The following is a 23,624-nucleotide window of genomic DNA, read 5'->3' as shown; positions in this document are numbered from 1 at the left end:
TTAATTAAATTTATGTAATAAATTAATCCATTTTTGAATATTATTTTCTTCTGAAAACGGATTAGAACTTAAGCTTAAATTACTTTTAATTTTGTTATAAAAAGTATCGTTTAATAGCAATTTGTTTAATGATTCTGTTAACATATCTGAGTTTTGATTGTCTACCAATAAACCATTTTCTTCATTTTTTATTATTTCAGCAGGTCCACTTTTACAATTAAACGAAACAACTGGTGTTTTAAGAGTCAACGCCTCAATTAAAACCATAGGAAACCCTTCAGATTTACTAGCCAATACCAAAGCCATTGCTTTTTTAATATAAGCTAATACATTGCTTTTGAAGCCTATTAACTTAACAAAATCATTTAAGTTTAAATCTATAATAAGCTTATTTAAATTAGTCTTTTCAATCCCTTCACCTGAAATTAATAGCTTGATATCATGATTTATTAATTCAGAATTTTTATAACTTTTTATTAAAACATCAAATTGTTTTACGCTTGTTAACCTTCCTACCCCAATAATATAATTATAACTATTTGGTATTTCCAAATCATTATTGGCTTCTATATTATCTAATAACACATAATTGTAAATTACATGACTTTCTAAATGTAATTGTTGCTTAATTTTATTTTGAATTTCTTTACTTACCGCTACAATTTCTCTGTTTTTCACAAGTGTACTCCTTGAAATCCAAGGCACATTTACTAAAGGAAAATAAAGTCCTAAATTAAAATGATGTACGCAATAAATAATATTCTCATTTTTAAATATTACCTTAGAAAAAATGAACTCTTTAATAAAATTCAATCTTATTCTATGGTCTAAAATAACATCAAACTGTTGTGTTTTAAAAAAAGCTTTAAACTTTAGAAACGATTTTAATTTGTTGTTGTTTTTTACTTTTCCAAAATTATAAAGTGTGCCTTTGTAAGGGTAAACAATAATATCCAGCATTGATACTACAGTTACGACATATCCTTTTTTAGATAAAGAAATTGATAAATTAGACACCATTTTTTCTGCCCCACCAGAACCAAGACTATCTGTAAGTAAACATATTCTTTTATTCATGTTTTTCTAAAAAATAGGTATCAAAATCTATATTATCTATTACTTTTCTTTTTCGTTCTTTAAATGTATTACTAAAAATACTTTTTCGCATGTCCATATCCTTATAAATCACTCCAAAAAGGTGTCCGATACTTTCATACGTATGATCGGCCATAAAAGCTCTGTTGGGCTTATATTCAAAATCTTTAGGTAATTGAAAATCTTTAGAAACCCATACAAAAAAAGGAATTTCAAACATGCTTTTAGTTAATATAGTTTCAGAACGTCCAAAAAAATCAGTACCATCATAAACATTTTCACCGTGGTCTGACAAATATAAGAGAGCACTTTTTTTATGTTGTTTTTGAAGTTCTTTAATAAAGGTATATAGAATAAAATCATTATACAGTACAGCATTATCATAATAGTTGATAATTTTTTCTTTTTTTGAAGCTGTAGATTTACTTAAAAATTTATTATACTCCTTTGGATAGCGTTTGTTATAATCAAAATGAGTTCCAATTAAATGAAGAAAAACAACCATTTTTCCATTTTGCTTTAGAACAGACTTGAAACTTGGCAACAATACCTGATCATAACTAGTTGTTTGCACTTCATTTACATGATTTAAAAATTTCAAATAGCTTGAGACTGATGCTATTTTACTAATTTGATTATCATAAAAACCTATTGGTCTTTGGTTTGATAACCAATATGTTTTATAACCAGATTTATTAAAAACTTCTATTATATTAGTTGAAGTTTCTTTTTTACCGCTGTTTTCTATGGATGTTACTATTTTGGGAAGCGATTTAGTGGTTATAACATCTGATGAAATAACATTGCTATATATAAATAAATTATCCTTAATCGTATTTAAAAGTGGTGTGTTTTTTTTATTATAACCATAAAGTTGCATGTGTTGGCTGGTTGTTGATTCTCCTAATACTACTACCAAAACCTCATTATCGGCTGTTATTTTAATATTATCTTTTGAAATATCAGTATTAAATTTAACACTGTTCTGCAAATCAAAATAACCATATACACCCCTAACTATATTGTGATAAGAATTACTTTCTATTAAACCACTGCCCTTTAAAATGGCAACAATTCCAAAAAAAACAATACAGCCTACGAGTATTTTTTTTGAAGCATTAATTACTAATTTCATTTTTCTAATAACAAAAAACAAAGCCGTCATTAAAATTATAAATGCTATTATTGGAATATTTATATAGGAAGTAGAAAACTCCTTTAGCTCTTGTTTATTGGATTCAATCAACAAAAACATATATGAGGATGAAAAATTTGAAGAAACTACCATATAAGATGTGGTTTCTAAAATGAAATAGCACACATATAAAAACCATAAAAAATCTTTAAAAATTTGTTTTCTTAGGACATTGCTATAATAAATTGCGAAAATTAAAAAACAGAATAAGACATCTTCTATAATATCCCCATTTTCAACAAAATATAGGTCTATAAAAAAGTACAGAAATATATACTTAAAAAGTAATGGTAGAAAAAATATTATAAAAAATTTATATAAATTGGTTTTCACTTTTTAAATGCTTTGTACGGTTTGAAAAAACGAAAAGACATACGGTAATTAAATACAGTAATGTGCTTACAATATAAGCATAAAATACGCCTTGAAGATGATGATACTTTAGCCAATGCATACTTAATAAATAAAAGGATACATATAATATAGCATCTGTTATAAAATACGGTATTACCATTTTTTTAGCATGAAATTGATAGGCAAACGAAAAAGCTATAATTTTGATAAAATCTCCAAACAATTGTAAATAAAAGAATTGTTCTATTTTTAAAAATTCGTTTGTTAAAAACAACTTTATAAGTAAAACCCTAAAAAATAGAATTCCTAAAAATAAAACAATTATAAAAGGAATTAGATACTTAAAATATGTGCTCATTATTTCAGCATAACCTTTTATCGTTTTATTTGATGCTAGAAGTGGCAAAAGATACAATGTAAACAAAGAAGAGAAAAAAATCATGTAAAAACTCGATAATTTATTCATTGCCTCCCATAATCCTGCTGTACTTGTATCAATAAAAGAAATTATATTGTTTCTAATAAGTAAATAACTTAAACTCAATAATATAGTAGAGTAAATTGCCATAACAATATAAGTGAAAATAGACCTTAAAAAACTGACCGATATTGTTTTTAAATTCGTTATTGCGTCTCCAAAAAAGATCCTAACATCTTTAATTAAAATACTAAAAATAAAACTTAAAACAGGTATTAATATACTTGCCATTAATGCCCCTTTTAAACTAAAAAAGTAAACAAGAAAAAATGTAATAACGGCATTTAACACATTGGTTATACTAATTAGCAAGGTATATAGTCTGAATTTTTGCAATCCATTTACAATATAAACCACTAAAAAATTCAATGAAATTAATGGCAAAAAAATTGATAAATACCTGAAAATGTATGTTAAGGATGCATCTTTTAAAATAAAGACACTCAATTGATTTGAAAATACAAATAAAAAGAATCCAACGAATAATGAAAGACAAATACTAAGTGTTAAAGCTGAAGAAACAATACTACTAAATTGGTTTTTATTTTCTTTGTTTTCTGCAATATATTTAATTAAACCACTTTCAAAACCATTGGCTGTGACACCTAAAACACCTTGTAAAATGTTTTTTAAATTCCCTACAATTGCATACCCTGAAGGACCTAAATATATTGCACTAACTTTAGAAACAATAAACGATGTTATTAATTTACCAACAACTATAATACCATTAAAAGAAAAAACTTTAAAAAACTGATTATAAAATGTTTTTTTAAAAAATTCTTTCAATTTTCTATTATTTAATTTTATTTTTTCTCAACATCCACCCCAAAAAGCGAACTACCAAATATCAATAAAATAATACCGTAATACATAATATAACTCACAAAATGTGCGATAACAACACCTTGTACATTATCATATAAATCTATAAAATAAACACTCGTTGTATATAAAATAATTACTAAAAAGGCTTCGGTTAAAATATAGTGCCAAAACATTTTTTTTGCTAAAAACTGGTAGGCTATTACCATAGACAGCACTTTAATGAAATCACCTAATAATTGCCATAAAAACAAGTCTTCAACAGGTTTAAAATCCTCTGAAAAAATAAGCGTTACTATATATGGCTTTAATATATATATGGCAACCAAACCAATAGCTAAAACAGGTATAACGGTTTTATAAAAACTAAACACTTCTTTTCTAAATTCTTTAATATCTTCTATTTCAGAAAATCTTGGTAAAATATATAAGGCCATTAACGAGCTAATAAGCATTAAATAATATTTAGATATTCTCGTCATGGCTTCCCAGAAACCAGCATCTTTATATCCTATATTTTCAATAATATATGAACGAATTGCAATGGCCACAAGCGGCATGATAATGGCCGAAAAAAGAGCCATTAAAGAATAAGTGCTCATTTTTTTCAAAAAACTAAGACTTATACTATTAACTTTAATTAAAGGTACTAAAGAACGTCGGTTAGTAATTCCTACTAAGGTTATTAAGAATATTAACGACTCTGCAATAACTGCTGATATTAATGCGCCATTAATTTTGTTTTGGTAAATTAAAAGTAAGGCGATAGAAACACTTAATATTTGCCCTATAATATTAATTATAATCAGTATTTTATACTTTGAAAAACCATTCATTATAGAAAATGAAAACATGTTTAAAGCATAAAAAGGCAATACCATTGCAAAAATTTTAATTACAAACGCATAATCATTGTAATCTGGAAATATAATGTCATTAATTAATTGAGCATTGAAATAACAAAAAAAGGATACTAAAATCGTAGCAGTAAATCCCGCATAGAATATCGTAGAGATGGTTTTACTCAACTCGACAACATCATCCTTAACATCTGAAATATATTTTACAGCACCATTATAAAAGCCAAGTACGGCAATGGTTTGAAATGAACTTACAAAATTACGAAGATTACCTATTAACGCTAATCCCGTAGGACCAATAAAAACCGCAATAGCCTTTGAAGTTAATATGCCCGCAATTATTCTGGTTATTACAGAAGCTGCTTGTAACGAGGTAACTTTAATTAAAACGTTATTATTTATATAATCGATTAATTTTTTCAATTACTATAAATTTTCTTTTTTTGTTTATAACCTATAAATCTTCTTAATTAACGGTAAATATTTTTTTTTATTCTTTTACCCAATTTTAACAAGGAATCAAATATACAAAATCATTTTACGCATAGATACAAATTCAGTCTCAAATTGTAAGAATTTATTTATTTGAATTATTGTTTTTAACTAAGTAGTAAACATTTATACAAAAAATAGCTATATTAGTAATAATGATGGGTTTTGATAATGGTTCTAACATGATGCCATAAAACACAAATAGTAAACATCCAAGGGAGTTTACTATTCGTAATTTATTAACCGATTTCATTAAGAATGAAACTAATACAGTTGCCATGGCAGCATATCCAATCCATTCTACATATAAAACTCCTAAGAATTCCATGTACTAAAATTTATTTCGCTTTCTATCTGTTTCAGATAAATATATTTTACGTAAACGTAAATGGTTTGGTGTCACTTCAACATATTCATCTTTTTGAATATATTCCAAAGCTTCTTCTAATGAAAACTTTATAGCTGGGACAATTTTAGCTTTATCATCTGCTCCAGAAGAACGTACGTTACTTTGTTTTTTCATTTTAGTAATGTTTACAGCCATATCATCTTGACGAGAGTTCTCTCCAATTACTTGACCTTCATAAACACTTTCACCTGGCTCCACAAAAAACTTACCTCTATCTTGTAATTTATCTATAGAATAAGGAATTGCTGTACCGTTTTCCATAGATACTAAAGATCCTGAAATACGACCTGGAATTGCTCCTTTTAAAGGTTGATATTCTTTAAAACGGTGTGCCATAATAGCTTCTCCTGCAGTAGCCGTTAATAATTGGTTACGCAACCCTATAATACCACGAGAAGGAATCAAAAATTCGCAAACCATACGATCGCCTTTTGCTTCCATAGAAAGCATTTCACCTTTTCGTAACGTTACAAACTCAACTGCTCTACCTGATACATTTTCTGGAAGGTCAATTCTTAATTCTTCAATTGGTTCGCATTTAACACCATCAATTTCTTTAATAATTACTTGTGGCTGACCAATTTGCATCTCATACCCTTCTCTACGCATGGTTTCTATTAAAACAGATAAGTGCAATACACCTCGTCCAAAAACCATAAATTTATCGGCACTACCTGTTTCACCTAAACGAAGTGCTAAGTTTTTTTCTAACTCTTTAGCCAAACGATCTTTAATATGTCGAGATGTTACAAATTTCCCGTCTTTTCCAAAGAAAGGTGAATCATTAATAGTAAATAACATACTCATAGTAGGCTCATCTATAGCAATCGTTTTTAAACCTTCAGGATTTTCAAAATCGGCAACCGTATCGCCAATTTCAAAACCTTCTAATCCAACAATAGCACAAATATCACCCGTTTGAACAGACTCTACTTTTAAACGACCTAGTCCTTCAAAAACATGTAATTCTTTTATTCTATTTTTTACAATGGAACCATCGCGTCTAACCAAAGATATGTTTTGCCCCACTTTCAATTCGCCTCTTGTTAAACGACCAATAGCAATTCGTCCTGTAAAGGATGAAAAGTCTAAAGATGTAATTAACATTTGTGTATTTCCTTCTGGAATTTTTGGAGCAGGAATATGTGCAATAACCATATCTAATAATGGTTCGATGTTTTCAGTTTGGTTTTTCCAATCATCACTCATCCAGTTATTTTTAGCCGAACCGTATACGGTTGGGAAATCTAACTGCCATTCTTCTGCACCCAATTCAAACATCAAATCGAAAACTTTCTCATGTACTTCTTCGGGTGTACAATTTTCTTTATCTACTTTATTTACAACAACACAAGGTTTTAAACCTAAGTCAATTGCTTTTTGTAATACAAAACGTGTTTGTGGCATGGGCCCTTCAAAAGCATCAACCAATAATAACACACCATCAGCCATATTAAGTACACGCTCTACTTCACCTCCAAAATCGGCGTGACCAGGGGTATCTATAATATTGATTTTAGTGTCTTTATAAATAACAGAAACGTTTTTAGAAGTAATTGTAATACCTCTTTCACGCTCTAAATCATTGTTATCAAGAATTAAATCACCAGTATTCTCATTTTCACGGAATAATTGACAGTGATACATAATTTTATCAACCAACGTGGTTTTACCGTGGTCAACGTGTGCAATAATTGCAATGTTTTTAATATTAGCCATAATAGTGCCTTATTTTAAGCGTGCAAATGTAACTATAAATTATGGAATATATTATACAATCTCTTTTTTTTGGGCATTACCCTTTGTGGCAATCAAATTATTAAGTAAAAATTAACGTAAGTTATTAAGCCACAAAGGGTCGCGCTATCCATTATATTCTTTTTTTTGCGCATAAGCGCGCACAAAAAAGCATGTCATTTCTATCGCTAATGCAGCATTCAGCCAAATTCATTTCTTTCAATTTAAAAAACGGTTATTTATCTAAAGCAATAATCTTATCTTTGCTGCATTAAAATTTCAATCATGAATCTTGAAGATATTCCAAAAATAAAACACACCAATTCAAACAATTTTTTTCTATTGTGTGGTCCTTGCGCCATTGAAGGTGAAGACATGGCCTTACGAATTGCCGAAAAAGTTGTTAGTATTGCTGATAAATTAGAAATTCCATTCGTATTTAAAGGTAGTTTTAAAAAAGCAAATCGCAGTCGCGTAGATAGTTTTACAGGCATTGGTGATGAAAAAGCTTTAAGCATTCTAAAAAAAGTATCTGAAACTTTTGATGTACCAACAGTAACCGATATTCATGAAATATCAGATGCTGCTCTTGCTGCCCAATATGTAGATGTATTGCAAATCCCCGCTTTTTTAGTGCGTCAAACCGATTTATTGATTGCCGCTGCCAAAACTGGTAAAGTTATAAACCTTAAAAAAGGACAATTTATGAGTCCAGAAGCCATGAAACATGCGGTACAAAAAGTATATGATTCTGGAAACAACAAAGCTTGGATAACCGACCGTGGAACAATGTTTGGCTACCAAGATATGATTGTAGATTTTCGTGGTATCCCAACCATGCGTCAATATGCACCAACCGTTTTAGACGTTACCCACTCTTTACAACAACCTAATCAAACTGCTGGTGTAACAGGTGGCAGACCAGATATGATTGAAACCATAGCCCGTGCAGGCATTGTAAATAATGTTGATGGTTTATTTATTGAAACCCATTTCGACCCTGCAAACGCTAAAAGCGATGGTGCCAACATGCTACATTTAGATCGTTTAGAAAAGTTACTTACCAACCTTGTTGCTATCAGAAAAGTGGTAAACAACCTTTAATTAACCCCAACATACTTCACATGAAACTTAAACCTATATTAGGTATAACCTTTTTTTTGCTTTCACTTAACATCATTGCTCAAAATTTAGAACCTGTAAAATATACCACATCCAACAAAGGTAAATTCTTTGTAAGTTGGGGAGGGAATAGAGAATCTTTCTCAAGATCTGATATTCATTTTAAAGGTGAAGATTACGATTTCGTCATTAAAGACGCTTCTGCACACGACAAACCTAAAGGTTGGCATGTAGACTATATAAATCCATCTCGAATGACCATTCCACAGACCAATGTTAAAGTTGGTTATTTTATTTCAGACCATTATACCGTTTCATTAGGTGTTGACCATATGAAATATGTAATGAATAGAAATAGAAACGAAACAGTTGATGGTTTTATTAACCTCCCTGTAACTGAATCTGGAAGTGAATACAATGGGACTTATAATAATGAATATTTTTTTGTTTCAGAAGATTTTTTAAAGTTTGAACACACGAATGGCTTAAATTACGTTTACGCTGAATTTGCAAGGTATGATGATATTTCAAAGTTGTTTAATTTACCAAACACCGATAAATTTCAAATAAATATTACTGAAGGTGCCGCAGGCGGTATTTTATACCCAAAAACCAATACGACTCTTTTACAAAAAGACAGGTATGACGAGTTTCATTTGGCTGGTTATGGTATATCACTACATGCTGGTTTAAATTTTACATTCTTCAAACATTTCTTTTTACAATTAGACATGAAAGGTGGCTATATTGATATGCCAGATATTAGAACCACAAGTAATACAGCCGAAAGCGCCTCTCAACATTTTATGTATTTACAGCGTGTTATTGCTTTTGGGGGGATATTTAAAATTTAATTCCTCTATAGTTTTCCCCTACATACTTTAGGGGTTTCATTATAAAATCGTTTAAATGCTGCACTAAAATGTGTAGCATTTTTATAGCCTACACTTTCTGCAATCTCATAAATGGGACTATCGGTATTTTGCAACAAATGCGTAGCTTTTTTCATCTTTTGATTTAAAAAATACTGATTTATTGTACAATTAAAAATGCGTTTAAATTCCGATTTTAAAATATTTTCACTTAAACCTGTTTCTTCAGCTAGCTCTTTTATGGAATAGTTTTTATCTAAATTCTCTTTTAAAAGTTGTTTTAGAAGAAACAGCTTTTTTATTGGCTTTTGGTTTGTAAAACCAGCTCTATCTAGATTCATTGTTTCATAACTCGCTAATTGCAAAGCAATAATTTCCAACACTTTTGCCTCTAGAAACAACCTTTGAAGTAAACCCGCTCCATAATCTATCTCCAACGCCTCTAAAGCAACAAACATAGTATTAGTGATTGGTAAAATAAGATCTTGATCTGTTACTTTTTTAAATTTCACGCCTTCAATGAAACCATGCTTTTTTAAAAAAGTATTAAAAACTGTAATTTTAATTTCTTTAAAATGCTTTTTTGCATAAACTTTCAAGGCTCCTTTAAACCTTTCTATATAAGCCATAAAGGACTCATTTTCTTCATAAGACCTTTCTTTAAATGTTTCATCTACTTGAAGAAGCATTTCCCCCCTAACTAAAAAAGATAAAGACAGGGCATTAACATCTAATGTTTTATAAAAAATAAAATTTTGATGAAAAATAAAATTACTAATAGAAATAACAACACCATCAAAATGAAACTCTGTAATATGTCCTTTCCCATATTCTGGACGAACCAGATATTCAATTTTCAGTAAACCACAATGCTCCTTACGTTTTACTTCTTCACTTAAATAACTTTTTAAACTTATTTTTTTATCAGTTAAATATACTTTTTTAAAATTTTCTTTTTCACGTCTTTTTTTTTTCAAATCACGTCATTTATTTATTAGAAAACCATACTATTTTTGCATCTAAATTTATTTAGACTTAATATAAATAACAAAAATATGATAAAAAAGCTAATCCTACTAACAACCTTTCTTTTTTCTGCGGCTTTTATTTATGGGCAGCAAGGTGATATTAAAGGAAAGGTGATTTCAAACAGTGGAAAAACTATAGAAAATGTAAATGTTACAATAATTAATACAAGCCATGGCACATATACAAATAGCAAAGGTGACTTTTATATAAAAGATGTTAATGCTGGTTCCTATACACTTGCATTTTCTTATGTTGGATACCACCCAGAAGAAATTTCTATTACTATAAAAAATAATGAAACCACTAACGTACCTACAGTAAAATTAAATGAAGACCAAGAAAAACTAAACGAGGTTCTGGTTAATGGAAATAAAACAAACAAATACGCAGAACGTAAAACGTCTTCCTCACTTCGTTTAAAAGGTGAATTAGCAAAATTACCACAAAACATTCAAGTAATAAGCAGCGACTTACTTATTGATCAACAAGTAACCAGTATTATGGATGGTGTTATTAGAAATGTAAGTGGTGTAACCATGCTAGAGCACTGGGGGAACTTTGCTCGTGTAAACATGAGAGGCTTTAGGTTACCTGCTTTTAGAAATGGGGTGAATGTTCAAGACACATGGGGCCCATTATCTGAAGACATGAATACAGTAGACCGTATAGAATTTGTTAAAGGACCCGCTGGTTTTATGATGTCAGCAGGAGAGCCAGGTGGTTTCTATAATGTGGTTACAAAAAAACCTACTGATACTCGAATTGCTCAAATTTCGCTAGCTGGTGGTAGCTTTGACTACTACAGAGGCACTGTAGATCTTGGAGGTAAATTAACCAAAGATGGTAAATTATTGTATCGTTTTAATGGTATGTATCAAACATCAGATACTCACAGAGGCAATGAAGACGCACAACGCTACGGATTTGCACCTGCTTTAACTTATAACCTATCTGATAAAACCTCTATTACAACAGAATTGAATGTACAACAAGCTGAAAGCTATTTAGGTTCTGCGTATATTTTTGCACCGGTAGCAGATGGGTATGGTAGTTTAGATAGAGATTTTAAATACATAGATAACAACTACCCAATAACTGACATTCAAGAATTAACATTATTCACGAACCTAAAACATGAGTTTTCTGAAAACTGGAGTATTGAAACACAATTTGCTTATTTAAGATATGACCAAGAAGGGAATTCTACATGGCTTTGGAATTTCGAAGACAATGGTGATGCCACACGTTATGCTAGTATTTGGGATGCCTTATCTATAGGTAAATATTTTCAAACATACCTTAACGGAAATTTTGAAACTTTTGGTTTAAAACATACGGTTTTAGGAGGTTTTGATTTTAGTGAAAAAGAATATTGGGCAGATTGGAGTCAACTAATTATTATAGACACCGATCAACCTTTTAATATTTACAATCCAGTTTACGGCAATACCGAAACCCCTGTATTCAATAGATCACAAAAAGTAAGAAATAGGTTTGATGTTCATAATACTGGCTTTACTGTAAGAGCTTTTTATGCTCAAGACGAAATAAGCTTTTTACAAAATAAAATTAGATTAACGTTAGCAGCAAGACATACCGAACTTGTAACTCTTGGAAAAACAGAAACCGACAAAAAATTCACTCCTAGATTTGGTTTAAGCGTAGATATTTTGCCAACACTTACAGCCTACGCCTTGTATGACCAGTCTTTTTTAGGACAAACTGGAGTGAGTCAATCTGGTGATTATTTTGATCCTGTTGAAGCCAAAGATATTGAAGGTGGTATTAAAAAATCCTTTTTTAATAACAGGTTAAAAACATCTTTAGGCGTATATCAAATTACCAAAGAAAATGTTTTGGTTACAGACCCTGAAAATATAAACTTCTCTATTCAGCTAGGTGAAATTCAATCAAAAGGTATTGAATTTGATATGCAAGGTGAAATAACACCAGAATTAAACGTTGTTTTTAATTATGCCAATACAAATGTTGAAATAACAAAAGATACAAACCCCGACAATATAGGGCAACGTGTTGCCGGACATGCAAAACACATGACCAACGGATGGGTTAACTATACTTTCGCTAATACATCAAAATTAAAAGGTTTTGGCGCGTCCTTAGGCTACCAATACCAGATAGATCGTTCTGCTTGGGCTTGGGGCGCAGACAACCAAAGTGATTTACCCGATTATTTTAGACTTGATGGTGGGTTGTCTTGGAAAAACAAAAAAATACGAATACAACTTAATGTTAATAATATTCTTGATGAATATTTATATTCTGGTTCTAATTACGGTAGCTATTTATATTGGCAATCGGAACCTGGAATTAATGGAAGACTAACAGTAACTTATAAATTTTAAAACCTTCATATTTGAATTAGTTAAGAGTAATTAGTTTAGTTTTTATGCAGTCCTCTAATAATAAATGAGGGCTGCTTTTTAGTAATCATAAACATATAAAAAAATGAAAAAAACAATTTTAACCATCGCTTTAATAATATTTACTACTACACAATCTTTTGCGCACTACTTATGGATTGAAACAGACCCAAATGGACAAATAGGTACGGAACAAAACATAAAAGTGTTTTTTGGAGAATATACTTATGGTGTAATAGAAAAAGTAGAAGGTGAAGCATTCCCCAACGTAAAAGACTTTACTCTTTGGGTGGTTGATGAAAAAGGTAATAAAGTAAAATTAGAAACAACTGCTTTTGAAGATCACTATTTAGCTAAATTTACACCATCGGCTAACGGCACCTATACCGTAGTATTAAACAATGATCATATTGATGTTATTGACTATACAAAATACGACTTCGGTATTTTTAAAACACATTATCATTCTGTAACCAAAATACAAGTTGGAAATGCAATTAACAAAACCATTGCTTTAAACGAAAAAGGTATTACCGTAAAAGATATTTCTACAAATAAGGATGAAATAAAACTTCAAGTTCTATTTAAAAATAAACCTTTAGCAAAAAATGAATTAAAAGTTTTTGTAGCAGATTTATGGTCCAAAACTTTAGAAACGGATGATAATGGTATCGTATCATTTAAACTGCCTTGGAAAACAAAATATATTGTTGAAACGACTTTCAGCGAAAAAGTTCCAGGCGTATATAAAGGTGATAAATACGAATTTATTTGGCATTGCGTAACGTATTCAATTATATAGGTTAAAAAAATGATTTCAATAGCACTTGCATTTATTTTCACAGCCTTTTATGTAATTTATAACACCTCAAAAAAAGCTGTTTTAAGTTCAAATTTCGGTTTTGAAAATTGGATAGAAGCAAATAAAACAAGAGGGAAGTTTTTAGGATTAACAATCTTAGTACTATCATGTTTTTTATGCTGTTTATATTTAGGATTGGCTTCAGGTATTTTATTTTTCATAATGGGTTTAATGACTTTCGGGAGCTTAATCATCATACTTAATCCTCTAAAATTTATAAAACCAAAAGCCATTGTTGGGTTATTATTGCTTTCACTTTGTGCTGAATTTTTCATTTTTAATAGTTAACAACATTTATGCCTGCAAACCCAAAATATTTATCGTCTAACTGGCAGCGGTTTGCCAAAATCTCTGCTGGCTTTTTGGGTGGTTACTTTGTATCTATAACTTTTCACATGGCATTGTCGTATTGGGTTAACCATGTTAACGTTATAATTACCTTAACTTTTACAGGTTTTATACTTTGGGTTACCCTAATGATTATTGCTTTTCTCGCAAAAAACGGTTGGAAAATTTGGGGTATTTACCTCTTTCTTAGTCTGTTTTTTTCATTGGTAATCTATTTATCTAAAACCTATCACCCTATCGCTCTTTAATAATGAAAAACAGAACTTACAACATCCTCTTTCATACCCACACAGTAAGTGGTATTGTTATTAGTGTCGTGCTTTATATAATCTTTTTTGCGGGTTCATTTTCTTTTTTTAGAGATGAAATCGTGAATTGGGAGCGCAATCAATCTGTTGAAATAACAGACGATATTCAAATAGATTTTGATGCAACTTTAGACACCTTAAAAACCCGATACAATTTATATGGACGAGATATTGAAATTAGAAAACATTATATAGAGCAACGTATTGGAGTCTCTATATCTGCTTCAAAAGACACCCTTGCACCAAAAGATGCAAAAAAAAGAGAATTCTTTTATTTAGACACCAAAGACTATTCGCAAAATTCCTATCAAGATTCATATTCGCTGGGAGAGTTTTTATATAGATTGCACTTTCTTGCACAAGTTCCCTACCCTATTGGATATTACTTATCCGGGTTTATTGCTTTCTTCTTTTTATTTGCCATCATCACCGGAGTATTGGTGCATTGGAAAAAAATCACATCTAACTTTTTCTTATTTCGTCCGTTAGAAAAATTAAAAACATTATGGACAGATGCACACACTTCCCTTGGTATGTTAGGATTACCTTTTCAGTTTATTTATGCAGTTACTGGTGCCTTTTTTATGATTAAGCTGCTTTTAGTAGCTCCAAATATTGCTATTTTATACGAAGGGAACCAAACTAAATTCTATGATGATTTAGAATATAGTCATCCACACTTTGACTTAGAAAAAGATACCATTCAAAAAGCCTTTAACCTAAATGGTTATACTGAAAAAACAAAAACATTATGGAATGACTTTAATGTTACAGAAATGCATATTTTCAACTATGGGAATACAAATATGCACGTGCTGGTTAATGGCCATTTAAATTACAAAAACAAGTTTACAGGTGTGGGAGAAGCAATATACAAAGTAAACTCTAATGTATTAGTTTCTAAAAAAGACCCCATTGAAAGTAGCACATATTTAGATGGTGTTAAAAACACGCTTTTCAGACTCCATTTTGCCGATTATGGTGGATATGCGCTAAAACTTATTAGCTTCATATTAGGACTTATTTCATGTTTCGTTATAATTTCGGGTGTCATGATTTGGCTTGTTGCACGCGACAAAAAAAACATTCCTGAAAAAAAACGTCGTTTTAATCTTCGTGTTGTAAGAGTCTATTTAGCCATTTGTTTAAGCATGTACCCTATTACTGCTTTATCGTTTATTGCTGTAAAAATATTTCACCCCGTTAATCAATCGTTTATTTATAGCTTTTATTTTATTGGCTGGTTATTGCTCTCTATTTTTTTTATTATTAAAAAGGATCTCAACTTTATAAATAAATATACGCTACTCTCTGGTAGTCTTTTCGGGTTTTTAATTCCTGTTGTAAATGGAATTACAACGAAGAATTGGATTTGGAAGTCATTTAGTAACCAACAATTTCAAATATTTTTCGTTGATACATTTTGGTTGGTTTTATCTTTACTTACCCTTTGGATCTCTTTTAAATTGAAGAAAAAAAACTATTAAATAAACCAAGCGCTTTTACTTTTACTAAGAAAAGCGGAAGCTGCATGTAACAATTCAATAAAATTCTTATGGTCTAAATCTTCCAAAGTCCTTAATTGAATGGAGCGTACTTGCTTTCGGTTATTATCGTTTTTTAAAAGAGGGAACTCATTTTCTAACAAAATACCTTGTACAAAAGCCACATCAACATAATTAGTACCTTTTAAAACATTTAAATAAATCATAGGTTTTTTGTGGCAATTATAAAACGGTATTTTATAACTAAACCGCTCCTCTACTTCTGGTAATGTATTTAAAATAACACTTCTAACATAAAGCATGATGGATTGAAATGGCTCTTTCTGATTTAAAAAATAGTTGTCTATGGGTTTTACAAGTGAGCGGAAAATTTATCAATCATCAAAATTAACAAAATTTTACAATGCATTATTCATTTTAATTTATTTACTTTGTATTTCAAAGTACTTCTATATGGAATCTAAAGATTATTTAAAAGATATAAGCGAAATCAAAAACTTGATGAACAAATCGTCGCGCTTTATTTCCTTAAGTGGCTTATCTGGGATAATGGCTGGAGTGTACGCTCTTATTGGAGCTGCTATTGCTTATTATTTAGTGATGAATTTTAGCTACGGAACTTTAATTCTTGATGGACAAATATTCAGATGGGTATTAGTAGACCTTATTCTAGTGGCTACTTTAAGTATCATTACGGGTATTATTTTAACAACTAAAAAGGCAAAGAAACACGGTTCTAAAATTTGGGACGCCACTTCTAAACGCCTGGTATTTAATTTTTTAATTCCGTTAGTTGTTGGTGGGTTATATATTCTAATTATCTTGAATCAACAAAAATATGGACAAGCAGGTGCTTTAATGCTTATATTTTATGGACTGGCTTTAATAAACGCTTCAAAATATAGCATTGGAGATATTCGCTATTTAGGCTTCGCTGAAATCATTTTAGGCTTAACCGCTGCCCTACTCCCTGGTTATGGGTTTTGGCTTTGGGTTTTAGGTTTTGGCATATTACATATTATTTACGGTACTTGGATGCATTTCAAGTATGACGTAAATTAGCAACAAGTATTTAGTTGTATTTTTCAGTTTAAAAACAAATAACACATCAACCCATAAACTTCAATTTTGAGCATTATTAACAACATTAATAAGGTATTTGATCACCGTATTAGATTAGGCATCATGTCTATTTTAATGGTAAACGAATATGCAGATTTTAATATGCTAAAAGAGCTTTTAGAAGTAACTGATGGCAATCTAGCAAGCCACGCAAAAGCTCTCGAAACGGCCGAGTACATAAAGGTTGAAAAACAATTTATTGGTAGAAAACCAAACACACGTTACAGCACAACAAAATTGGGCGAATTAGAATTTAAAAAACATATTGATGCCCTTGAAAAATTAATTAACAAGCACTAATACTATTTTTTTAATCTTATACTTTGAAATACAAAGTACTTTAAAACTAAAAACATGAAAAATACAGACACACAACCGCAAAACAAATTTGGCAATTGGTTAAAAACCTCAATCACAGCACGTATGTTCATCATAGGTTTTTTAACCTTAATATTATTGATTCCACTTTTCTTTATTCAAGATTTAATAAGAGAACGTTCTCACAGACAAACAGAAGTTATTAATGAAATCAATGAACAATGGGGTAACGAGGTTCTTATTTATGGTCCCATTTTAAAAGTGCCTTATAAAACCTATAATGAAAAAACCGTTACAGATAAAAAAACAAAACAAGTGTACACCGAAACTAACGAGGAAATTCAATACGCATTTTTCTTTCCCGAAAACCTCAACATAAATTCTAACATAAATCCCGAAACAAAAAAAAGAGGTATTTACACAACAGCTGTTTATGATAGTCAAATAACCCTTACTGGCTCATATACCAAACCAGATTTTAGTGATATAGAAATTGATAATAAAGACATTCTTTGGGACAAAGCAAAAATTATCATTCAGTCATCAAATGTAAAAGGAGTCAACGAAGCTAATTTAAAACTAGATGAGAGAAATTACGAACTAACATCAAAATATAACGGCAAAAAAAATTATAACTTTAATGAAGTTGTGCTTCACACACTAGAAACAAAAACCATAGACAAAACACAATTAGAATTTAAAAAATCGTTAACCTTTAATATCAACCTTAATATAAAAGGCAGCGAGCAAATTCGTTTTATTCCAACTGGTAAACAAACAAGTGCTAAAATAACTTCAAATTGGAAAACAGCTAACTTTTTTGGAGAGTTTTTACCGTATAATGACAATAAAATAACAGAAAATGGTTTTGATGCTAAATGGAAAATACTAGATTTAAACCGTCCATTTTCACAACAACACTTTAATGGTATCCCAGATTTAAAAGAATTTGCGTTTGGAGTCAATTTTATGATTCCTGTAGACGAATATCAAAAAAGTGAACGCTCTGCAAAATATGGTTTTTTGGTAATAGCCTTAACATTCCTCATTTTCTTTTTAATTCAAACCTTAAGCAAAATAAACATTCATCCCTTTCAATATTTAATGATTGGGTTGGCACTCACCATGTTTTATACCTTATTGGTATCCATTTCAGAGCACAGCAACTTCTTAAAAGCTTATCTAATAGCTGGAATTTCTGTAATTCTTCTCATCACATTATATTCAAAATCCATTTTAAAAACATTTAAATTCCCAGTATTTATTGGGCTGTCCTTAACAGCACTTTACACCTTTATTTATGTCATCATTCAGTTAGAAAACTATGCACTTATAGTAGGAAGCATAGGCTTGTTTTTAATATTAACTATGATTATGTACGTGTCCAGAAAAATAGATTGGAACAACGGGTAATTTTAATAATTCATTATATGGGCGTTACCCCCGAAGAAAATCGGGGGTCGCGCTTTCCGTTACAAGTCCTCGCTTCTTCGTCGCTGTGGGCTTTCCACTGCAATCGCTAACGCAAAAACAACCTATGAACATCTTTATAATAACGAGCAAAACCTTAGCTGCAAGTAGTTTCATTATTGGAACTATCTTATTTACACTTCAAATATCATTTCGTCATTCTCATGCACTAGTATATCCTGGGATCATATTTATAATAGTAGCGGTCATATTAAATACAATGTCTCTTTTAGGATTATTAATTTACTTATTCGTTAACCCAAAAGAAAAGCATGAAATAATAAAAGCTTGCGGCATGGTTCTATTAAACATTCCCATTGCAATCTTATATTTCTTTATAATTATAAATATAGAATTTCCAACCGAATTTTAAATTATGAAACTACAATTCAACAAAACCTACATCGTCTTAACCATCTTACTTTTTATAACAGAAGTCTTAATTGCTATATTCGTAAAAACGGGTTTTATTAGGCATACGTTTGGCGATTATTTGGTAGTTATTTTAATGTATTGCTTTTTTAAAAGCTTTATTAAAGGCAATCCCTTTTATATAGCACTGAGCGTTTTAATCTTTTCTTTTGCTGTAGAATTATCACAACTGGCTAATGTTCTAAAACTGCTAAACTTAGAAAATAGTTATATAGCCAAACTTATATTGGGTAGTACTTTTCAGTTTTCAGATCTAGTGGCTTACACTTTAGGAATCGTTACTGTTATAATTGTAGAACTAAAGCTTATAAAATCGTGTATACTATAAAACAATTTATTTTCAACCAATTTAAACTTTATTCAATAGTAAGTATATCATTGATTTTTAGTTTGTTTTTATTAATGATTAGAATAAAACTAAGTCACTCATTCTTTTACTTATTTTTAATATGGAATCTATTTTTAGCCATTATTCCATTTGTTATTACAAGTTATTTAGCGACTCAAATAAACATTAAAAAATTGAAGCTCGTACTCTGGTTTAGTGTCTGGCTATTATTTTCACCAAATGCACCATACATTATTACAGATTTAATGCATTTAAGGTTAAACTCCGATTCCTATTTGTGGTTAGACATCTTAGTGGTCACATCGTTTGCTTGCAATGGCTTACTGTTATTTTACTTATCTTTAATAGACATGAAAAAGATATTGATACCGTATGTAAAAAAAACAGTTTTCAGTTATATACTAATGACGCTTCTATTTCTATCGAGTTTCGGAGTCTATTTAGGTAGATTTTTACGATATAATTCATGGGAAGTACTAAGCAATCCTAAATACTTAATTTTAGATATTTTAAATATAGTCGTACAACCAGTTCTATATAAAGAAGCTTGGTTATTTACTTTTATTTTTGGAATGTTCTTGAATATTGGGTTTTGGATATTCCAAGAACTTTATGATAAACGGGTTGGTATAGTTTAATAAAAAAAACCTCTTATTACAACTCTCTATTCTTCTCTTGTAAGTTTCTAACAATTTGTGTTACCATTTTTCTAGAAACAAAACGATGAACGGTTGATAGACATTTATTTATAGCACCTGGTATAGCCACTATTTTGCCTTTTTGCATGGCGTTATAGCCGTAAAGAGCCACAGCCGACGGACATGCCATATTAAAACTAATCTTATTTTTTGAAGTGTTATTTGAAACCACTTTTTGAAACGACGTTTTAGTTGGTCCAGGACATAACGCTGTAACAGTAATACCAGTACCTTTTAACTCGTTTGCAATAGCTTCAGAAAATGACAATAAATACGACTTGGAAGCATAGTAAATAGACATAAGTGGTCCTGGTTGAAAAGCCGCCAACGAAGACATATTAAGAATTTTTCCCGAACCACGTTTTAACATCCCCTCTAATACCAACTTGGTTAAATGTGTTGTAGTTAATATATGTACATGCAACATATCAAGCTCTCGTTCCCATTCGGTATTGGCAAAAGTTCCAAATAAGCCAAAACCGGCATTGTTAACCAAAACATCTATGGGAATATTGTTAATTTCTTCCATTATTTCTATGGCTACGTTAGGCTTACTTAAATCTTTGAATACAATGGACACACTACATGAAAACAATTTTTCAATTTCAGTTTTTGCAACTTGTAAGTTAGTATTATCAATATCTATTAAAATTAAATTATAGTCATCGTTGGCTAATAGCAATGCTAACTCATACCCTAATCCTGAAGCAGCTCCAGTTATTAATGCAGTTTTTGTCATAAATTCAAATTCCAATTAAAGAAAATTACATAGCAAATTTATTACTTTTCAACTACATAATCCTTCAAATGAGCAAAACGTTCGGCAACCTTGCGTTTTCGGTTATTATGATAGATTGTAAAGCACGATCTCCATCGTCATTAAAAAAAATCGTAAACAATTACTCTCATAAAAACGTTAATAGGTTCTATTTTTATGAATATTTTTAACTTAGAAATATGTACCTCAATAAGCTTTAATTTTTTTAATGAGAAAAAACATCTATATAAAACGCTCTTCACTTATTGCTAACTTCATATTTGTATTTTCAAGCGCCTAATAAAGGCAAATGCTTTCTTTGGTGATATGTTAAAGCTAGTAATAAGCAATGTTTCAATTCTGTTTCTGGAATTTTATTTTTTAATTTAAAAACGATGGCTCTATTGCCCTCAAATTGAAATTCATTTTTGTAAATAATTTTATAAGTTGATACTAATCGAGATGTACACTGAAAATATAAAGCATATTCGTCTGGTTTTTTTTCTTTCCAATCCATTCTCACGGTGCTTCCGTGCTTAGTAATATAACTAGGTTCGCCCCATTTTAATGTTTCTTCTAGTTTTTCAAGTCCGTCTATTTTAGAGGCTGTTTCTAAAACCAATTCGCGAAGATGCAGCATGTACTTTTTTACATGTGTTGGATACTTATTAAAAACGCTTGCAACTTTTGGATTGCTAATGATCTCTAGATTTTCACTCATTTTGTCATGCCAAAATAAATTGGTATAAATTTTGAACTAAATGTACTAGTTTTGAAGTGGTATACAAAGTTTTTTGATAACTTTGCAGCCTGCGTTAAGGATGGAGGCATTGTTGAAGCTCTTTTTTGTTTTTCTCAAAAAAAGCGACTGCCGAGAGCCTGACCCGATAGGGTAACGCCCAAATAAAATTTACTATTTCATTAAAATGGGGTCGACTGGTTTTGACAGCGAGATTAATTGAACGGTAAGCACGTCGTGTAATGACATTGAAACACGTTAAAGGCTAGATCAAATTTTAAACGGCGAGAATAACTACGCTTTAGCAGCATAATTCGAATTATAGTAGAATTGGCCTAGGTACACAAGGTGTACATGCTTTATGTCTCCGGAAAGCCTTGATTGACGGCGTTCCTTTTTGAGGCATCGTAAATGTCAATATAGAAAGTAAAGTGCTTTGATTTACTTTTAAAACTAAAGAAGATAAGTTATAAGTGGGTTGTCTTTAACCAGCTTATAATCGAAAACCCAAGAAAAGAATAAACGTGTAGAAGGCCCTTTGGTTACTTGTTTGGACGAGAGTTCGATTCTCTCCGACTCCACTTTTCGAGTATCAAAACGCATCAAAAACCCTGTAAATGTACGATTTACAGGGTTTTTAATTTTATTTGATATCGTTTTTACTGCCTTTTTGGTGTTTTAGCGAGACCTAAAAACCATGTAATTATGAAAACAGACTTTTCTATCCATTTTCATCTCGTCAATTCGAAGATAAATAGCAGATTATGACAACTTTAAATAATAAGATAGTTCTTCTTTACAATAAAAACACCTTAAAAAGAAGTAAAAATGCCCAAAACTAAATTAGAACTATGAAATTATGTTAAAAAATATTAAATTTTATGCTGTTTGCAAATAAAAAGGCTTTAAAGAGTTAAAACTCTGTAAATCCTTGATTTTACTAATGGTTCCACCAGGGCTCGAACCAGGGACCACCTGATTATAATTTGAAGGCATATATACTAACCCTAATTCACATTAAATAGGGTTTAAATATAAACATTACAATTGGGCAATTCTTTTTTTATCCGTTCTATTTCTCCCTTAGAAAAGTTATTTTCTATTAATATTAAAGTCTTTAATTGAGTTAGTTTGGATAAATTATCTGGTAATGTGGTAAGACTGTTATTTGACAGTATTAATAGTTCTAATTTAGAAAGTGAAACAATATTTGTTGGTAGTTCTGTAAGTTTATTATTATTGATAATAAGTGTTTCTAGATTGGATAATTTAAAGATTTCATGAGGAAGTGTTTTAAGACTATTATGCTCTAAATTAAGAGTTTTTAGCTCTTCTATTAATAACCAATCCGAATCAAATTCATAAAATTGATTATAACCTAAGTTGAGTGTGCTTAATTTTTTTAAATTAGAAATCGCCTTTGGCAAAAATCGTAATTGGTTATGATCTAACTCTAAGACTTCTAAATTTCCACAATTACTTATGGTTTCTGGTAACGACGTTATATCGTTATACGATATGTGTAAAAATCTTAAATCTGTTAGACTACCAATGGTTTTAGGTAAGGCTGTAATTTTGTTTGTGGATATATTTAAACGTATTAATTTCTGAAAGTTTGAAATCTCTTCTGGTATATATTTTAAATCATTTTGTTTTATAATTAATACTTCTAAGTGCTTTAAATTAAAAATATCGTAATTCCATGATTCTAAACTATTACCCATCATATTCAAAAATATAAGTGATTTGAAATCATCTATCTCTTTGGGCATATTAAATAATTGCTGATCTCTTAAGCTTAGTTGTTCCACACTTAAGGCTTCTTCCTTTGCCATTTGTATAGAATTAAATACTCTTGTTTTTT

24 protein-coding genes and 1 other RNA gene are annotated in these 23,624 nt (G+C 30.2%); 13 read left to right on the top strand and 12 right to left on the bottom strand.

Translation table 11 applies throughout. The features are described 5' to 3' along the window. The 6 genes from QLS71_RS12490 to typA all read right to left on the bottom strand — a co-directional run bounded on the left by QLS71_RS12490 (position 1) and on the right by typA (position 7,427). Complete coding sequence (locus QLS71_RS12490; protein ID WP_308990860.1) at positions 1-1,077, bottom strand: glycosyltransferase; 1,077 nt, start codon at positions 1,075-1,077, stop codon at positions 1-3. Further along, complete coding sequence (locus QLS71_RS12485) at positions 1,070-2,230, bottom strand: phosphoethanolamine transferase (protein WP_308990861.1); 1,161 nt, start codon at positions 2,228-2,230, stop codon at positions 1,070-1,072. The genes QLS71_RS12490 and QLS71_RS12485 overlap by 8 nt, the downstream gene beginning before the upstream one ends. Before the next feature lie 373 nt (positions 2,231-2,603). Further along, on the bottom strand, positions 2,604-3,911 hold the full coding sequence (locus QLS71_RS12480; RefSeq protein ID WP_308990862.1) for an oligosaccharide flippase family protein: 1,308 nt from the start codon (positions 3,909-3,911) through the stop codon (positions 2,604-2,606). A 17-nt stretch (positions 3,912-3,928) separates the two neighbouring features. Beyond that, the gene (locus QLS71_RS12475) at positions 3,929-5,230 is read right to left on the bottom strand and encodes an O-antigen translocase (RefSeq protein ID WP_308990863.1); all 1,302 of its coding nucleotides are present in this window, start codon (positions 5,228-5,230) and stop codon (positions 3,929-3,931) included. Positions 5,231-5,384: 154 nt separating this feature from the next. Beyond that, positions 5,385-5,627, bottom strand: a complete 243-nt coding sequence (locus QLS71_RS12470; protein ID WP_308990864.1) for a uroporphyrinogen decarboxylase — start codon at positions 5,625-5,627, stop codon at positions 5,385-5,387. 3 nt (positions 5,628-5,630) lie between these two features. Next, the gene (gene typA, locus QLS71_RS12465) at positions 5,631-7,427 is read right to left on the bottom strand and encodes a translational GTPase TypA (RefSeq protein ID WP_308990865.1); all 1,797 of its coding nucleotides are present in this window, start codon (positions 7,425-7,427) and stop codon (positions 5,631-5,633) included. A gap of 303 nt (positions 7,428-7,730) precedes the next feature. Between typA and kdsA the strand changes: the two genes are divergently transcribed. Further along, positions 7,731-8,549: a 3-deoxy-8-phosphooctulonate synthase gene (gene kdsA / locus QLS71_RS12460; protein ID WP_308990866.1), complete on the top strand. Its 819-nt coding sequence runs from the start codon at positions 7,731-7,733 to the stop codon at positions 8,547-8,549. A 20-nt stretch (positions 8,550-8,569) separates the two neighbouring features. Further along, a complete protein-coding gene (locus tag QLS71_RS12455; RefSeq protein WP_308990867.1) occupies positions 8,570-9,421 on the top strand; it encodes a hypothetical protein in 852 nt (283 codons plus the stop codon). A gap of 5 nt (positions 9,422-9,426) precedes the next feature. Here the strand turns inward: QLS71_RS12455 and QLS71_RS12450 are convergent, their stop codons facing one another. Beyond that, entirely contained in the window at positions 9,427-10,416 is a 990-nt protein-coding gene (locus tag QLS71_RS12450; RefSeq protein WP_308990868.1) for an AraC family transcriptional regulator, read from the bottom strand. Positions 10,417-10,494: 78 nt separating this feature from the next. Here QLS71_RS12450 and QLS71_RS12445 point away from each other — a divergent pair, with 78 nt between their 5' ends. Both QLS71_RS12445 and QLS71_RS12440 read left to right on the top strand, forming a co-directional pair. Further along, positions 10,495-12,834 carry a TonB-dependent receptor gene (locus QLS71_RS12445; protein WP_308990869.1) on the top strand — a complete coding sequence of 780 codons (2,340 nt, stop codon included), beginning with the start codon at positions 10,495-10,497 and terminating at the stop codon, positions 12,832-12,834. Between the two features lie 103 nt (positions 12,835-12,937). Next, positions 12,938-13,654: a DUF4198 domain-containing protein gene (locus QLS71_RS12440; RefSeq protein WP_308990870.1), complete on the top strand. Its 717-nt coding sequence runs from the start codon at positions 12,938-12,940 to the stop codon at positions 13,652-13,654. 56 nt (positions 13,655-13,710) lie between these two features. On the opposite strand, the gene QLS71_RS12435 is transcribed toward QLS71_RS12440, so the two are convergent. Beyond that, positions 13,711-13,989, bottom strand: a complete 279-nt coding sequence (locus QLS71_RS12435; RefSeq protein WP_308990871.1) for a hypothetical protein — start codon at positions 13,987-13,989, stop codon at positions 13,711-13,713. Between the two features lie 21 nt (positions 13,990-14,010). Between QLS71_RS12435 and QLS71_RS12430 the strand changes: the two genes are divergently transcribed. Then, positions 14,011-14,310, top strand: a complete 300-nt coding sequence (locus tag QLS71_RS12430; RefSeq protein ID WP_308990872.1) for a hypothetical protein — start codon at positions 14,011-14,013, stop codon at positions 14,308-14,310. A gap of 2 nt (positions 14,311-14,312) precedes the next feature. Next, a complete protein-coding gene (locus tag QLS71_RS12425; protein ID WP_308990873.1) occupies positions 14,313-15,857 on the top strand; it encodes a PepSY-associated TM helix domain-containing protein in 1,545 nt (514 codons plus the stop codon). Here the strand turns inward: QLS71_RS12425 and QLS71_RS12420 are convergent. Next, positions 15,854-16,222, bottom strand: coding sequence for a DUF1801 domain-containing protein (locus QLS71_RS12420; protein ID WP_348636631.1), 369 nt, complete (start codon positions 16,220-16,222; stop codon positions 15,854-15,856). The two genes, QLS71_RS12425 and QLS71_RS12420, sit on opposite strands and share 4 nt — an antisense overlap. Positions 16,223-16,328: 106 nt before the next feature. Between QLS71_RS12420 and QLS71_RS12415 the strand changes: the two genes are divergently transcribed. The 6 genes from QLS71_RS12415 to QLS71_RS12390 all read left to right on the top strand — a co-directional run bounded on the left by QLS71_RS12415 (position 16,329) and on the right by QLS71_RS12390 (position 20,204). Continuing rightward, complete coding sequence (locus tag QLS71_RS12415) at positions 16,329-16,937, top strand: hypothetical protein (protein ID WP_308990875.1); 609 nt, start codon at positions 16,329-16,331, stop codon at positions 16,935-16,937. 66 nt (positions 16,938-17,003) lie between these two features. After that, positions 17,004-17,297 (top strand): transcriptional regulator, encoded by a 294-nt coding sequence (locus QLS71_RS12410; protein WP_308990876.1) that lies wholly within the window; start codon positions 17,004-17,006, stop codon positions 17,295-17,297. Positions 17,298-17,351: 54 nt separating this feature from the next. Then, the gene (gene creD, locus QLS71_RS12405; RefSeq protein WP_308990877.1) at positions 17,352-18,728 is read left to right on the top strand and encodes a cell envelope integrity protein CreD; all 1,377 of its coding nucleotides are present in this window, start codon (positions 17,352-17,354) and stop codon (positions 18,726-18,728) included. A gap of 124 nt (positions 18,729-18,852) precedes the next feature. Further along, positions 18,853-19,158 (top strand): hypothetical protein, encoded by a 306-nt coding sequence (locus QLS71_RS12400; protein ID WP_308990878.1) that lies wholly within the window; start codon positions 18,853-18,855, stop codon positions 19,156-19,158. A gap of 3 nt (positions 19,159-19,161) precedes the next feature. After that, the gene (locus QLS71_RS12395) at positions 19,162-19,545 is read left to right on the top strand and encodes a DUF2809 domain-containing protein (RefSeq protein WP_308990879.1); all 384 of its coding nucleotides are present in this window, start codon (positions 19,162-19,164) and stop codon (positions 19,543-19,545) included. Positions 19,546-19,619: 74 nt separating this feature from the next. Further along, positions 19,620-20,204: a DUF1361 domain-containing protein gene (locus QLS71_RS12390; protein WP_308990880.1), complete on the top strand. Its 585-nt coding sequence runs from the start codon at positions 19,620-19,622 to the stop codon at positions 20,202-20,204. Positions 20,205-20,220: 16 nt separating this feature from the next. Here the strand turns inward: QLS71_RS12390 and QLS71_RS12385 are convergent, their stop codons facing one another. Both QLS71_RS12385 and QLS71_RS12380 read right to left on the bottom strand, forming a co-directional pair. Beyond that, positions 20,221-21,003 carry an SDR family oxidoreductase gene (locus tag QLS71_RS12385; protein WP_308990881.1) on the bottom strand — a complete coding sequence of 261 codons (783 nt, stop codon included), beginning with the start codon at positions 21,001-21,003 and terminating at the stop codon, positions 20,221-20,223. Positions 21,004-21,310: 307 nt separating this feature from the next. Further along, entirely contained in the window at positions 21,311-21,742 is a 432-nt protein-coding gene (locus QLS71_RS12380) for a DUF1801 domain-containing protein (RefSeq protein ID WP_308990882.1), read from the bottom strand. 207 nt (positions 21,743-21,949) lie between these two features. Here QLS71_RS12380 and ssrA point away from each other — a divergent pair. Beyond that, positions 21,950-22,344, top strand: a transfer-messenger RNA (tmRNA) gene (gene ssrA / locus QLS71_RS12375). Positions 22,345-22,788: 444 nt separating this feature from the next. On the opposite strand, the gene QLS71_RS12370 is transcribed toward ssrA, so the two are convergent. Further along, positions 22,789-23,595 (bottom strand): hypothetical protein, encoded by an 807-nt coding sequence (locus QLS71_RS12370; protein ID WP_348636547.1) that lies wholly within the window; start codon positions 23,593-23,595, stop codon positions 22,789-22,791. Between the last annotated feature and the right edge of the window lie 29 nt (positions 23,596-23,624).

The organism is Mariniflexile litorale (assembly GCF_031128465.2).
GTDB lineage: Bacteria > Bacteroidota > Bacteroidia > Flavobacteriales > Flavobacteriaceae > Mariniflexile > Mariniflexile litorale.
The sequence above is the reverse complement of the archived record's forward strand: the minus strand, read 5'-3'. Positions and strand labels throughout refer to the sequence as shown.